Origin of the sequence: Aureimonas sp. Leaf324 (assembly GCF_001423245.1) — a bacterium.
GTDB lineage: Bacteria > Pseudomonadota > Alphaproteobacteria > Rhizobiales > Rhizobiaceae > Aureimonas.
In genome coordinates, this window is sequence record NZ_LMOH01000002.1 from 139,953 (window position 1) to 154,158 (window position 14,206).

Consider the following 14,206-nt stretch of genomic DNA (forward strand, 5'->3'; position numbering starts at 1 on the left):
TCAGGCGCGTTCGTCGCGGCGGGTTCCCGAGACAAACAGCATGCCGGAATAGCCGCTGCGAATCTCGCGATCGACGAGCCCGATCGTCTCGCAGTGAAGATCGCGGATCGTCGGCTCGAGGACGGCGCGCACCCGCTCCGGCGACACATTCAGGATCGGGAACGGGCGCCCGGCCACCTCGTAGTCGGACGAGCCGACGAGGAATGCGCCGACCACGGTGCCGCCGGGGCGCACGCAGCCGGCAAAGCGCGCGCAGGCGCGATCGAACTCCGCCTCGTCGCCGGTGATCGATTCGGCGCAGAAGAACATGGTGGCAAGGTCCCAGCCCGCCTCCGGCAGGTCGTAGACCGAGCCCTGTCGGATCGTGGTGCACGCCTCTAGCTCGCCGAGCGGATCGGCGGGAAGCGCGACGTCGCCCCCGACAGAGGCTTCCACCACGCGCCAGAAGTGGCTCCATTGGGGCCGGAGCTGCGGCGCGCGCAGTTCGGCCTCGAGCCAGGCGACGTTGCTTGCCGAAAATTCCCAGGCCGTCAGGCGGCTGGCGCGCGGCAGGGCGCACAGGAGCGGAAAGAGGTTCGGCCCGGTGCCGATGTCGATCGTCTCGAGCGCCCGGCCGGCCGGCTCGGCGCGGGCGATGGCCCGGCTCACCAGCCCGACCAGCACCTCGTCGTCGACATGCGGCTCGCCGTAATAGTGCTGGAAGTAGCTCTCGGAATCGAACTGATCCCAGCTGTAGGCGCCGTTCGCTCTCGTCATCGCCGAAGATCCCTGAAAGGCCGTCCGTCGCTCTTGGCACGAACGCCGGGCGACCGGAAGGCCGGTCGGCGCGCGTGAGGGCGACGCAGCGGGGCTCAGGCGCCCTGTGCGGCCTCCCGCACGTCCTCCGTGCGGCGCTGGACGTCGGCGTTGAACGAGGCGACGAAGCCCGCGAGCCCCGGCGCCGGCAGGGGCTTGGCGAAGAGGTAGCCCTGCAGGAGGTCGCAGCCGAGTGCCGCCATGGACTGACGTTCCGCCTCGGTCTCGACGCCCTCCGCCACGATGCGGCTGCCGAGCGCATGGCCCATCTCGACGATCGCGGCGACGATCGTATGCGCGGCCACCTGCTGCTGCGTGCCGCTGACGAAGGAGCGGTCGATCTTGATTAGGTCGAACGACAGGTCGAGGAGGTAGCGCAGGCTGGAATAGCCTGTGCCGAAGTCGTCGAGCGCGATGCGGAAGCCGGCGCGGCGAAGGCGCTTCAGCGTGTCGGCCGTCTGCGTGTTGACGTTGAGGAGAAGGCTCTCCGTCACCTCGAGGATGATGCGGCGCGGGTCGACGCCGTCGGCATCGGTGAGGGTCAGGAGCATGTCCGTCAGGTTGCGATGGCGGAACTGCAGCGGCGACAGGTTGATCGCGATCGACAGGTCCGGCCAGTCGCGCGCCTGCCGCACGGCGCGGCGCAGGACGAAATCGCCGAGCTCGGGCATCAGGCCGCCCTCTTCGGCGATCGGCACGAACACCGAGGGCGGCACCGTTCCGAGTTCGGGATGGTGCCAGCGCAGGAGCGCCTCCGCCTCCTCGATCCGGCCGGTGCGCGCGTCGACCAGCGGCTGGTAGTAGAGTTCGAGGGTTTCCAGGCGGATCGCCTCGCGCAGGTTCGTCTCGATGCGATGCCGCTCCGACAGATCCTTCGCCATCGACCCGTCGAACGTGACGGCGCGGTTGCGGCCCTGGCGCTTGGCCTCGTAGAGCGCGATGTCGGCGTGGCGGGTGAGGTCGTCGAGCGTCGTGCCGTGCTGGGGCAGCGACGCCATGCCGACCGACGAGGTGATGGTCACCGCGAGATCCTCGACCTGGAGCGGCGTTGCGAGCGCTTCCGCGATCAGGGCGCCGATGTCGTTGCGCTCCACCGCGTGGCCGCTCTCCACCATCGCGAACTCGTCGCCGCCGATGCGGGCGAGGAAGATGTCCTGCGGGAGTGTGCGCCGCAGCCGCGCGCCGAACTCGCGGATCAGGATGTCGCCCTTGTGGTGGCCGAGCGTGTCGTTGATGTCCTTGAAGCGGTCGATATCGATGTAGCCGATGCGAAGGCGGCCGGACGAGGCGAGCGCGTCCGCCACCCTGTGGCCGGCCTCGTCGTGGAAGGCCGACCGGTTGGGCAGGGAGGACAGGTCGTCGTGGCGGGCGTCGTGCCGGGCCTTCTCCTCGCGCACGGCCAGCGCGTCGGTCGCGACCTCAATGCGCGTCAGCATGCGGCCGGCCATGACACCGCCGATGATCGACAGGATCGCGGCGAGTGGCAGGATGACCGAGAGGATCGGCTGGCCGGGGGCCGCCGTCTTCCAGGTCAGATATCCGGCAGTGTGGCCCTCGTCCGTGACGAAAGGCTCGGAGGCGGTGAGGGGGGCCTCGCCGAGTTCGGGGGTCAGCCGCAGGTCGGAGATCAGGAGCGAGCTTCCGACCTGCTCCAGGACCTCCGGGGTGATCTTGACGATGCTGACGAGAAGATACGGCCGGTCCATGACGAGCGACATGTCGACGTTCGGGCCGATCGTAATCGCGGTGACGATCGAGGGCTCGTCGTCGACCATCACCACGGCGCTGAACCAGTTGGCCGTCGTGCGCACGCCGCCAAGCTTCTGATAGGCGGCCTGACGGTCGAGGAAGAGATCCGGACGCCGGCTGGAAAACGAGCGCTCGCCGCGCCGGACGCCGTCGAGAATCGGCTTCAGCTTGGCAAGGCGCGACGACATCTCGGCCGGCGAGGGCGTCTCGCCTTCCGCCGCCCCGCGCCGGTGCGTGTAGACCGGGCGGTTCATCCCGTCGACGATATAGACTTCGTCCTGCTGGTAGGTCTCGGTCAGGAACAGACCGAAATTGGACGCGGTGAACTCCGCGTCGAAATCCATCGCGACCTTGCGCACCGCGTCGTCCCACCAGGCGACGCTGCGCTGCTGGTCGAGGACGCCGGCGATCGTCTGGTCGAGCGCATTGTCGATGCGCCGGCGCTCCGCCTCGACCTCGTTGTGGTTGGCCGACCAGCCGAGCCAGGCCGTCAGCCCGACGAGGGCGACGCCGAGCGCGAAGATGAGGACCCGGATCGCGATCGCCGTCGATCGCGCGTGGGACTGAGGAAGAGCCATCCTGTTTTGCATGGCCGACCCGGCTCCGGAGCAAAAGGCACGGCGAGGACGCCGCTCGAACGACGACCTTAAGCGCTGCATCCTTTCGAAAGACTTCATCTTTCCTGTTGCAATTTGCCGGGACGAAGCGTCGGATCGGTCGTTCGCCTCGTCGGGGAAGCGGCATGGGTCTCAATCTGGCGGCATGCGCATTCGAGCCCTGGGTCGCCGACTTCGTGGCGGCCAGCAACGCGCTGTCGGGCATCGAGCGCGCCGCGACGGCCGGTGAGATCGCCGCCCATCGCGGTTTCTTCGCCCGGCGGCGGGTGGGGGCCGCCAACGTCGTCCTCCTTCGGGCACACCTCAGTGGACCGGACGGGCGCGCGGCGGTCGAAGAACGTCCCGACGCCGCGACGCTCTCCGGCATCGACGAACTTCTCTCCGATGATTTGTTGCCCTGGCAGCTCTATGCGGCATTCCGCGAGCTTGCCCCGTTCGCGCATGCCAACGGACGCTGTGCCCGCGCCCTCTGGATGAGCCGACGCCTCGCGGAGGGCGCCTCGCCCCAGGTGGAGCGCCTGCCGCCGGAATGGGCGCGGGATGCTCGCGACGGACGCCGTGTCGTGGGCGAGATGCGCGCGCGAGGGGAAGCCTAGTTGAGCCGCGCCCCGGCGACGCCGTCGTAGCGGACCCAGACGTTCGGCTCCTCGTAGAGCCCGACGTCGCGGTCGAGATCGATCTGGAGCGGCACGAGGCCGCCCTCGATCTCGAACGGGCCGGAGGTCTCGAAGCGGCGGCCGGCCCAGGCCTCCCAGAAGGCCACCGGTTGCTCCACCACCATCGAACGGTCGCAGACGCCGACGAGGCGCGCGCCCTGATGCAGGTGGCTGCGCAGCCAGGGGTCGAAGCAGCGGCCCTCCCGGTCCTGCCAGCCGACATAGTCCTGCATGCGCACGCTCGGGTGGCCGAACTTGCGGGACGGGCGAACCGGGGCGATCAGGGAGGAGAAGCCCTGGCGCTCGCACAGCGTCTTCAGCTCGCCGATCATGCGCTGCGCGTGGCCCGCGCCGCGATGGCGCGGCGGCACGGAGATCGCAAGCGCCCCGAGCGTATTGGGCGCCGGCGCGTCGTCGCGCGCCCCTTCCTCGACCAGCCAGTCCCAGCCCCTCGACGGCAGCGCCGCGCCGTCCCAGGCGATCGGCGTGCAGTTGGCGAGCGCCACCATTTCGCCCGTCGCATCGTCGACGAGGCAGAGCTGGAGGTCGGCGAAACGCGTCAGGATCGTGTCGTAATGCCGGTGATGGGCATCGGTGAAGTTGAGATATCCAAGGTGGCCCCAGACCTCGTCCTCAAGCCGGCAGGCGGCTTCGGCCACGGCGGCGCTTTCGCTGCGGGGCCGGATGCGGAATGTCTCGGGCATGGGATCGGGGAGCATCCAAATGATTTGTCTTACGAAGCATTAACGACCTTCCGTGAACGGACAATCGGGGTCCGTGGTCGTCACGAAAACTTGTCCCGCCGGTGCGGCCATCGGGCATCACATGGCTTCGGGCGGCCGCGGCGAAAAAATTCGACGCCTCTACCTGATGCCCTTTTGCCACAGGCGGATCGGTCCCATATCTCCCGTCAGCGGCCGGCTTTCGGGCGGCCGACTCCACGCTTTTTCGTGCGCATGCCGTCTTCCGGGTGACGCGCGAGACAAGGAGACGACGAATGGACATGGAAAAATACACCGACCGGGTCCGCGGCTTCATCCAGGCCGCCCAGACCGCGGCGATGGCGCGCGACCATCAGCAGTTTGTCCCCGAGCACCTTCTGAAGGTGCTGGTGGACGATTCGGAGGGGCTCGCCTCCGGCCTCATCGAGCGCGCCGGCGGCCGGCCGAAGGACGTGCGCCTTGGCGTCGAGGCGGCGCTGGAAGCGCTGCCGAAGGTGTCGGGCGGCAACGGGCAGATTTATCTGGCGGCTCCGACCGCCAAGGTCTTCGCGACCGCCGAGGAGATCGCCAAGAAGGCGGGCGACAGTTACGTCACCGCCGAGCGGCTGCTCTTGGCGCTGGCGCTGGAGAAGAGCGCCAAGACGTCGGAGATTCTCGCCAAGGCCGGCGTCACCCCGCAGGGCCTGAATACGGCGATCGAGAGCTTGCGCAAGGGCCGTACGGCCGACACGGCATCCGCCGAACAGGGCTACGAGGCCCTGAAGAAATATGCCCGTGACCTCACGAAGGATGCGCGCGAGGGCAAGCTCGACCCGGTGATCGGGCGCGACGACGAGATCCGCCGCACGATCCAGGTTCTGTCCCGCCGCACCAAGAACAATCCCGTCCTGATCGGCGAGCCCGGCGTCGGCAAGACCGCGATCGCGGAAGGCCTAGCGCTGCGCCTCGTCAACGGCGACGTGCCGGAATCCCTGCGCGACAAGCAATTGATGGCGCTCGACATGGGCTCGCTGATCGCGGGCGCCAAGTATCGCGGCGAGTTCGAGGAGCGCCTCAAGGCGGTCCTGTCGGAGGTGATGGCGGCCGAGGGCGGCATCATCCTCTTCATCGATGAGATGCACACGCTGGTCGGTGCGGGCAAGGCGGACGGGGCGATGGACGCCTCGAACCTCCTGAAACCTGCGCTTGCCCGCGGTGAGCTGCACTGCGTCGGCGCGACCACGCTCGACGAGTACCGCAAGCATGTCGAGAAGGACCCGGCGCTCGCCCGGCGCTTCCAGCCGGTCTTCGTGTCGGAGCCGACGGTCGAGGACACGATCTCGATCCTGCGCGGCCTGAAGGAGAAGTACGAGCAGCACCACAAGGTGCGCATCTCGGACTCCGCCCTCGTCGCCGCCGCGCAGCTGTCGAACCGCTACATCACCGACCGCTTCCTTCCCGACAAGGCGATCGACCTCGTGGACGAGGGCGCCGCGCGCCTGCGCATGGCGGTCGATTCCAAGCCCGAGGCGCTCGATGAGATCGACCGGCGCGTCGTGCAGCTGAAGATCGAGCGCGAGGCCCTGAAAAAGGAACACGACGACGGGGCGCGCTCACGCCTCGAGCGGCTCGAGGCGGAACTCGCCAACCTCGAGGAGGAGAGCGACCGGCTCACCACCTCGTGGCAGGCCGAGAAGTCGAAGCTGGGGCTGGCGGCTGATCTGAAGAAGCGGCTCGACGAGGCACGCAACGATCTCGCGATCGCGCAACGCCGCGGCGAGTTCCAGCGCGCGGGCGAGCTCGCCTATGGCGAGATCCCGCAGCTGGAGCGTGAGCTCGCCGAGGCGGAAGGCTCCGATGGCAAGGCGTCGATGGTCGAAGAAACCGTGACGGCCGACCATGTCGCACAGGTCGTCTCCCGCTGGACCGGCATCCCCGTCGACCGGATGATGCAGGGCGAACGCGAGAAGCTGCTCTCGATGGAGGACGCGCTGGCCAAGCGCGTGGTCGGGCAGGGCGAGGCGGTGCAGGCCGTCAGCCGTGCCGTGCGCCGGGCCCGCGCCGGGCTGCAGGATCCGAACCGGCCGATCGGCTCGTTCATCTTCCTCGGCCCGACGGGCGTCGGCAAGACGGAGCTGACCAAGGCGCTCGCGCGCTTCCTCTTCGACGAGGAGACCGCGATGGTGCGCATCGACATGTCGGAATTCATGGAGAAGCACTCCGTGGCTCGGCTGATCGGCGCCCCTCCGGGCTATGTCGGCTACGAGGAGGGCGGCGTCCTCACCGAGGCGGTGCGGCGGCGGCCCTATCAGGTGATCCTCTTCGACGAGATCGAGAAGGCCCATCCGGACGTCTTCAACGTCCTTCTGCAGGTGCTCGACGACGGGCGGCTGACGGACGGGCAGGGGCGCACGGTCGACTTCCGCAACACGCTGATCGTGATGACCTCGAACCTCGGCTCGGAATACCTGACGGCGCTGCGCGACGATGAGGATGTGGCGAGCGCCCGGCCGCAGGTGATGGACGTGGTGCGCTCGGCCTTCCGGCCGGAATTCCTCAACCGCGTCGACGAGATCATCCTGTTCCACCGCCTGAAGCGGGCGGAGATGGGGGCGATCGTCGACATCCAGATGGGTCGCCTCGAGAAGCTTCTGGAGGAGCGCAAGATCGTGCTCGAGCTCGACGAGAGCGGGCGCGAGTGGCTGGCCGATAAGGGCTACGACCCCGCCTACGGCGCGCGGCCCCTGAAGCGGGTGATCCAGCGCGAGGTGCAGGACCCGCTCGCCGAGAAGATCCTGCTCGGCGAGGTGAAGGACGAGGACCAGGTGAAGATCTCGTCCGGCACCGACCGGCTCAACTTCTACGTCGTCGGGTCGAAGGCCGGCACGGCGGGAGACCGGGTCGCGGCCTGACGGATCGACGATCCGAAACGACAAAGGGGGCGGCCCGGCGGGCCGCCCCCTTTTCTGCCTGCGGCTCGCCGTTCAGTAGTAGGCGACGCCATAATAGTCGTTGATGCGCCGGCCGTAGTCGGCATCGACCCAGTTCGGGCGCTCGGCCGCGCCGAAGCGGGGCGCGTCCTTCAACTGGTCGATGGTGATGCCGACGACGTAGCCGCCCTGGCGCTCGTCGTATTTCAGCACCTCCCACGGCAGGGGATGATACTCCTCGCCGATGCCGAGGAAGCCGCCGAACGACATGATGGCGTATTTGACGCGTCCGTCGCGCTTGCCGATCACGATGTCGTAGATGTGGCCGAGATTATCGCCGTCGGTGTTGTAGACGCGCGTGCCGTTGACGCGGCTCGCTTCGATGGCGTCGGCCCCGACCTCGATCTCGGACGTCGGACCGGTTCCCAGAGTGGAGGACATCGCACCTTCTCCCTTCGGTTGCTCGTGATGGGGAAACGGCAAGCAGCGCGGGGTGTTCCGAAAAAGGCGGGTGCGGTCGGGTACGCCCCTCGTTAACTCGAGGTTCATTTGCGCTTCGTTAACCATCTTCGGACCAGCATTGCGCCCTATTTGCCTGTCAGGCGTTCGCCGTTCGGGCGTGGCCCGCAAGGCTTGAGCGAAGGAGGCGGAAGACATGGCAAAGGGTGCGGTGAGGGCGGTGGCTCTCGTTCTGGCCAGCCTGTCGGCCGGCGTCCTTCCGGCCGCGGCGCAGGGCTACGACCCGGCCTACGAGGATTACGGTCCCGGCACGGAAAGCTTTCGCGACGAATTCGGCAACATCGTCACCGTCGATTCCTACGGCCGGGTGATCGCGGTGGAGCGGCCGGGCGACCGGCGGCAGCGGCGCGGGCAGCGCGGCAACGCGCCGTCCGGTCCGGTGGTGCTGGAAGGGCGCGTCGGCGAGGTGCCGCCCGCCTCCGATTATGGCGCCCCGCAGAACCCCTATGACGACTACGACCGCTATGGCGACGCGCCGGTGGAGAGCCAGCCCCTGCCGCCGCCGGGTGCCTGGGATCAGGCCGGACTGCCCGACCAGGGCACCACCGGTTCGATCGCGCCGGGAGAGGGATCGTCGGCCTTTCCCTCGGCCGGGCCGGGCCTCGAAGGCCAGACGATGATCGAATCGAACCCGGCGCCCAAGGTCGCCGGGCCGACCGGCAAGAACGCCAAGATCGAGACCGCCGCCCTGCAGGTGCTCCTCGACCGTGCCGGCGCTTCGCCCGGCGTGATCGACGGGCGCATGGGCGGCAATGTCGACAAGGCGGTCGCCGCCTATGCCGAGATGACCGGCCGCTCGATCGACGCGACCAACGCCCAGTCGCTGATGGAAGAGCTGATGGCGACCGGCGGTCCCGCCGTCGTCACCTACGAAATCACCAACGAGGATGTCGGCGGCCCCTATGTCGCGGCGATCCCAGAGGATTACGCGCACAAGGCGATGCTGCCGGCGATGAGCTACGAGCGCGTCACCGAGATGCTGGCCGAGCGCTTCCACATGGACGAGGGCTATCTCAAGGAGATCAACCCCGGCGCCGACTTCACCCGTCCGGGCACGCAGATCAAGGTCATGGCGACCGGCGACAACGTGACGGGCCAGCAGGTCGCCAAGATCATCGCCGACAAGGGGCGCGAGCAGGTGCGCGCCTACGATGCGAGCGGGCGGCTCGTCGCAGCCTATCCGTCCTCGATCGGCTCGACCTCGACGCCCTCGCCCTCCGGCACGGTGGAGGTCGCCCGCATCGCCTTCGATCCGAACTACACCTACAATCCGAAGATCAACTTCAAGCAGGGCACCAACGACAAGGTGCTGACCATCCCGCCCGGCCCCAACGGGCCGGTGGGCACGATCTGGATCGCGCTGTCGAAGCCGACCTACGGCATCCACGGCACGCCCGAGCCCTCGAAGATCGGCAAGACCAACAGCCACGGCTGCGTGCGACTGACCAACTGGGACGCGGCCGAACTCGCCAAGCTGGTGAAGCCGGGCGTCACCGTCGAGTTCGTGGACTGACAACGGCATGAAGCGGGGGCTGCGGATGGCAGACCGGTCGATCCTCCAGCTGGCGATGCTGGGCTTCCTTGCCGCCGCACCCGCCACGGCGCAGAGCGTGCCCGTGCCGACCGAGGCACCCGGCGAGCGGCCGGCTGCAGCCGACGTGGCGCCGGGCGCGCCGTCGAGCGCAGCCGCGACCCCCGATCCCGCCAGCGTGCCAGTCCCGGAGGAGCGCCCGGCACCGCCCGAGGCGCCCCCCGCCGCTGCGGCGGAGCCTGCCGATCCTACGCCCGCAGCGCCGGCCGAGGCCGAGGCCCCGCCCGCCGCGCCGCCCGCACCCGCACCGGCGGCGGCCGACGCGCCTCAGCCCTCTTACGTGTCCCCCGAAAAGGCCCGGACCGAGCCCGAGCCCGGTGCGCCGGACGTGCCGCCGATGGCCGTGACGCCGGCCGAAACCGTCGAGGCCGCGGCGGCCGTCGAGGATGCCATCCAGTGCGAGGGCGAACTCAAGGCGCGCGGCGCCGACTTCACCGTCGGCGAGACGATCGCCGAGGGCGACTGCGGCGTGCTGCGCCCGGTGTCGGTGAAGAGGCTTTCCAACGGCACCAGCGTCGAGCCGGGCACGGTGATGCTGTGCCGGACGGCGCTGGCGCTCGACGTCTGGGTGTCGGAGGGTGTGGCGCCCGCCGCCAAGGCCGAGTTCAAGGGCGCGACGGTCAAGGCACTGACCCAGGCCTCCACCTATGTCTGCCGCGCACGGGCGAGCGAACAAAAGATCTCGGAGCATTCGCGCGGCAGCGCCATCGACATCGCGGGCTTCGAGCTCTCCGACGGCACGACGCAGCCGGTGGAGGCGAAGGACGCCGGAACGCCGGCCGACCGGTTCGCGGCCGCCGTGCGCCGGGCCGCCTGCGGGCCGTTCCGCACGGTTCTGGGACCTGGCACCGACAGCGATCACGGCACCCATCTTCATCTCGACATCGCGGCCCGCAACGGCGACGCCACCTACTGCCGCTGACGCCGTTCGGCGGGCATGGAAATCCTCGGACCTTTTGCCGGCCGAGCCCCGATCGCGTCTTTCCTCCGCAGGGCTTGCGACTATAGTCCGCCCGCGCCGCCGGGTCCGGCGGCCGAGAGGAGGACTTATGCCCTATACCGCCGACGACCAACGCTATGCCCGCGCCGACTTCCGCCGCTGCGGCCGCTCCGGGCTCGACCTGCCCGCCATCTCGCTCGGCCTCTGGCAGAACTTCGGCGGCACCGACGTGTTCGAGACGGGCCGGGCGATCCTGCGCCGAGCCTTCGACCGCGGCGTCACGCATTTCGATCTCGCCAACAATTACGGGCCGCCTCCGGGCTCCGCCGAGGAGAACTTCGGCCGCTGGATGGATCTCGACTTCCGCCCCTATCGCGACGAACTGGTGATCTCGACGAAGGCGGGCTGGGACATGTGGCCGGGCCCCTACGGCAACTTCGGCTCGCGCAAGTATCTCGTGGCGTCGCTCGACCAGGGCCTGAAGCGCATGGGCCTCGACTATGTCGACATCTTCTACCACCACCGGCCGGACCCGAAGACGCCACTGGAGGAGACGATGGGCGCGCTCGACGCGATCGTGCGCTCGGGCAAGGCGCTCTATGTCGGCGTGTCATCCTACGGGCCGGACCGCACGCGCGAAGCCCATGCCATGCTGAAGGCCATGGGCACGCCGATGCTGATCCATCAGCCGTCCTACTCGATGCTGAACCGCTGGGTGGAGGAGGAGCTTCTCGACACGCTGACCACGCTCGGCGTCGGCTGCATCGCCTTCTCGCCGCTAGCGCAGGGTCTCCTGACCGACAAGTATCTCGGCGGCGTGCCGGAAGGCTCGCGCGCGGCGAAGGCGAAGTCCTTCTCGCCCGATCTCGTCACCGACGAGAATGTCACGCGCATCCGCGCCCTCAACGAGATCGCCAAGGCGCGGGGCCAGTCGCTGGCGCAGATGGCGATCGCCTGGGTGCTCCGGAACCCGGCCGTCACCTCGGCGCTGATCGGGGCACGCACGGTGGCGCAGCTCGATTCCTCGCTGGACGCACTCAATAATCTCGAGTTCTCGGGTGAGGAGCTGGCGGCCATCGACCGCTCGGCCACCGAGGGCGGGATCGACCTGTGGCGCTCGCAGTCGTCGATCGGTCGCCAGCCGGCCTGACGAACGACCACGGAAGGGCGGGCCGGAACGGCTCGCCCTGTTTCCGCTCTAGTGGGCGGCGACGCGCATCTCGTCGACGCTGTCCTTCAGGAGGTTGTCGATGCGCTCGCGCTCGCGCTGGAAGGCGACGAGCTGGTCGCCGGCAAGCTGCCGGCCCGACGGCAGGCGAATGCGCATCGGATCGACGCGCGTGCCGTTGACGGTCACTTCGTAATGCAGGTGGTTGCCGGTCGACAGGCCCGTCGAGCCGATATAGCCGATGATCTGCCCCTGGCGCACGCGCGCGCCCTTCACGACGCCGCCGGCGATCTTGCTCTGGTGGGAATAGGACGTCTCGTAGCCGTTGGCATGACGAATGATGGTCTGCTGGCCGAAGCCCGTCGACCAGCCCGCCTGCTCCACGATGCCGGAGCCGGACGCGAGGATCGGCGTGCCGCGCGGCGCCGCCCAGTCGACGCCCCAGTGCATGCGGGCGTAGCCGAGAACGGGATGGCGGCGCGAGCCAAAGGGCGAGGTGAACCGGCCCTTGGGCACCGGGTTGCGCAGGAGGAACTGCTTCGCGCTGCGCCCGTCGTCGTCGTAGTAGTCGGTCTGGTCGTCGTCGGAGGTAAAGAAGCGGTAGTAGCGCTTGGTCGTGTCGCCGAACTTGGCTTCGACGAACAGGATCTGGGAGTCGGCGCTGGCCTCCTCTTCGCCCTCCTTCAAAGAATAGAGAAGTGTGAGCCGATCGGTCGGATCGAGCCGCGCCTGGAAATCGACGTCGGCCGAGAGGATCTTCAGGAGCTTGCGGCAGAGACGATCGTCGAGCCCGTAGGCAAGCGCCGCCTGGTAGATGCCGTCGTAGACGGTCGGCATGTTCTGTCGCAGCGGCGCCTCGGTGGCATTCTCGTCGAAGGCCTGGGCGACGGAGCGGCTGAGCGCGGGCTCCGGTCCTTCCTCGAACGAGCCGTCGTCGGCGAGCGCCACGGTCGCCAGATGCCGCTCGCCGCGGTAGGCCGACAGGCGCACGATCCGCGATCCTTCGCCGGACGGCTCGAGACCCAGACGCAGCACCTCGCCGGCATCGAGCGTGCTGCGCCCGAGAAGCGCGGACAGGCGCGAGGCCGCCGCTTCGCCGTCCTCGTGCCCATTCTCGGCGAGCGCCCCTGAAATCTCGAGCGTCTCCCGGAACGGCACGATCTCCTCGAAATAGCGGGACACCCTGTCCTGCCGTTCCTCGGCCGGCGACATCGAGACGTTCTCGGCCGTGACACGAGCGGCGGAGCCGGGGACGTAGTCCGCAGCGTCCGACAGCGTGCCGCCGAAGCGGGAGGTGTCGAAGGCCTGGTAGGCGGCGACCTGGACCGGTGCGGAGGCGAGGCGCGGCACCGCCTCGCGCACCAGGAACTCGGCCTCGCGCGTGCCGATATCGGGCGCATCGTCGTAGCTCGCCGCATCGAATTCGAAGGGCTCGACGGCGAGCCCGACGTCGCCCTCGACCTTGGCGTCGTAGATCTGTCCGGTTTCGGGGGCCTGCGCGGGCTCCGACTCGTCGTCGTCACTGCCGATGACGTTCATCGCGTCGAAGGTCGGATAGGAGACGGTGGTCGGATGCCGCGCGCCCAGAAGCATCGAGGCATACGCGAAGGGAAGGGAGCGGATGACCTCGCGGTCCCCCTCGCGCATCAGGGTCGGCACCTCGATGGTCGAGCGATTGCGGTCGATCGGGATCGGGGTCGCGAAGACGCGCTCGCCGCGCTCGACGATATCGGTCTGAGGCGCGGAGACCTCGCCGACGACGGCGGGTGAGACCAGCATCCGGCGTCCGTCGTGGGCGGCCGACAGGGCGATACCCATCATGGCGCTCGACGTCAGGCCAGTCAGAAGGGTGCCGGCGAGCCAACGAGCCGAGACCTGGCGGCGGTCCGGCTTGCGACGGACGTCGGCGACGAGCGCAGGCTGGTTCCCGAAGTTCGGCTTGGCGTATCGCTCGTGATTCATTCCGGTCTCATGCTGGTCCGCCTCCCCCTGGCCTCAACAAAGCGGCCGAAAAGCGAAGGCGACGCGCAAGGGGCATCCCCGGACCGCCGCTGTTGCCGGGCGGACACAGGGACGATCGTTGCGTGAGATAGAGAGGCGGCGATCAGGAGATGTCAACCAATCGACCCATCTCCCGCTTGGGGAAGCTGGGGACGGGCCGTCTCGTCTCGAAGAAGGGCACGGACACATCGACCGAACCATGGGAGATCGGTCGTTCCGACATGTGGACCCCGCGATCCTCGAGGACTGAAGGATGCTGTGCCGGAATGCCGTCCCTCGCCAGCGTCGTGTTCCCAAGGAAGAGGATGGTGATGGACCTCAGGAGCCCTTTCCTCTTGCACTTTCATGCCTTCGTGTCGGCCCGATGACGCTGTCCTGACGATCCGAACAGCTCTCAACATGCTGGCGTCGCTTCAGATTTCCAATTTTTTCCCTTTGGTCGGCATTTCCCTGTTGACCTTCTGCGGTGGGTCCCCCTATAAGGCGTTCATCGACGACGGCGGTGGCGCCGGGGCGGACGGACTGGACGGCTGAGGCGG

11 protein-coding genes are annotated in these 14,206 nt (G+C 68.5%); 5 read left to right on the forward strand and 6 right to left on the reverse strand.

The window, feature by feature from the left end; all coding sequences use genetic code 11:
* Together ASF65_RS03840 and ASF65_RS03845 are read right to left on the reverse strand one after the other, a co-directional pair.
* Positions 1-756 (reverse strand): hypothetical protein, encoded by a 756-nt coding sequence (locus ASF65_RS03840; RefSeq protein WP_055885414.1) that lies wholly within the window; start codon positions 754-756, stop codon positions 1-3.
* Positions 757-851: 95 nt separating this feature from the next.
* The gene (locus ASF65_RS03845) at positions 852-3,122 is read right to left on the reverse strand and encodes an EAL domain-containing protein (RefSeq protein WP_055885418.1); all 2,271 of its coding nucleotides are present in this window, start codon (positions 3,120-3,122) and stop codon (positions 852-854) included.
* Positions 3,123-3,286: 164 nt separating this feature from the next.
* Between ASF65_RS03845 and ASF65_RS03850 the strand changes: the two genes are divergently transcribed.
* Positions 3,287-3,757: a hypothetical protein gene (locus ASF65_RS03850; RefSeq protein WP_055885421.1), complete on the forward strand. Its 471-nt coding sequence runs from the start codon at positions 3,287-3,289 to the stop codon at positions 3,755-3,757.
* Here ASF65_RS03850 and ASF65_RS03855 read toward each other — a convergent pair.
* Positions 3,754-4,521 (reverse strand): hypothetical protein, encoded by a 768-nt coding sequence (locus ASF65_RS03855; RefSeq protein ID WP_055885483.1) that lies wholly within the window; start codon positions 4,519-4,521, stop codon positions 3,754-3,756. The two genes, ASF65_RS03850 and ASF65_RS03855, sit on opposite strands and share 4 nt — an antisense overlap.
* A gap of 293 nt (positions 4,522-4,814) precedes the next feature.
* Here ASF65_RS03855 and clpB point away from each other — a divergent pair, with 293 nt between their 5' ends.
* Positions 4,815-7,430, forward strand: coding sequence for an ATP-dependent chaperone ClpB (clpB, locus tag ASF65_RS03860; RefSeq protein ID WP_055885424.1), 2,616 nt, complete (start codon positions 4,815-4,817; stop codon positions 7,428-7,430).
* Positions 7,431-7,502: 72 nt separating this feature from the next.
* Here clpB and ASF65_RS03865 read toward each other — a convergent pair whose 3' ends face one another.
* Complete coding sequence (locus tag ASF65_RS03865; protein ID WP_055885426.1) at positions 7,503-7,889, reverse strand: PRC-barrel domain-containing protein; 387 nt, start codon at positions 7,887-7,889, stop codon at positions 7,503-7,505.
* Between the two features lie 214 nt (positions 7,890-8,103).
* On the opposite strand from ASF65_RS03865, the gene ASF65_RS03870 reads away from it, so the two are divergent.
* From ASF65_RS03870 to mgrA, 3 genes are all read left to right on the forward strand, one after another.
* Positions 8,104-9,480 carry a L,D-transpeptidase gene (locus tag ASF65_RS03870; protein WP_055885429.1) on the forward strand — a complete coding sequence of 459 codons (1,377 nt, stop codon included), beginning with the start codon at positions 8,104-8,106 and terminating at the stop codon, positions 9,478-9,480.
* A 7-nt stretch (positions 9,481-9,487) separates the two neighbouring features.
* Complete coding sequence (locus ASF65_RS03875) at positions 9,488-10,480, forward strand: extensin family protein (protein ID WP_082505155.1); 993 nt, start codon at positions 9,488-9,490, stop codon at positions 10,478-10,480.
* Between the two features lie 127 nt (positions 10,481-10,607).
* Positions 10,608-11,648 carry an L-glyceraldehyde 3-phosphate reductase gene (gene mgrA / locus ASF65_RS03880; protein WP_055885435.1) on the forward strand — a complete coding sequence of 347 codons (1,041 nt, stop codon included), beginning with the start codon at positions 10,608-10,610 and terminating at the stop codon, positions 11,646-11,648.
* Between the two features lie 48 nt (positions 11,649-11,696).
* Here the strand turns inward: mgrA and ASF65_RS03885 are convergent, their stop codons facing one another.
* Both ASF65_RS03885 and ASF65_RS21895 read right to left on the reverse strand, forming a co-directional pair.
* Complete coding sequence (locus ASF65_RS03885; RefSeq protein WP_055885438.1) at positions 11,697-13,628, reverse strand: M23 family metallopeptidase; 1,932 nt, start codon at positions 13,626-13,628, stop codon at positions 11,697-11,699.
* A gap of 357 nt (positions 13,629-13,985) precedes the next feature.
* A partial coding sequence (locus tag ASF65_RS21895; RefSeq protein WP_210166635.1) for a hypothetical protein occupies positions 13,986-14,206 on the reverse strand: 221 nt, incomplete at its 5' end.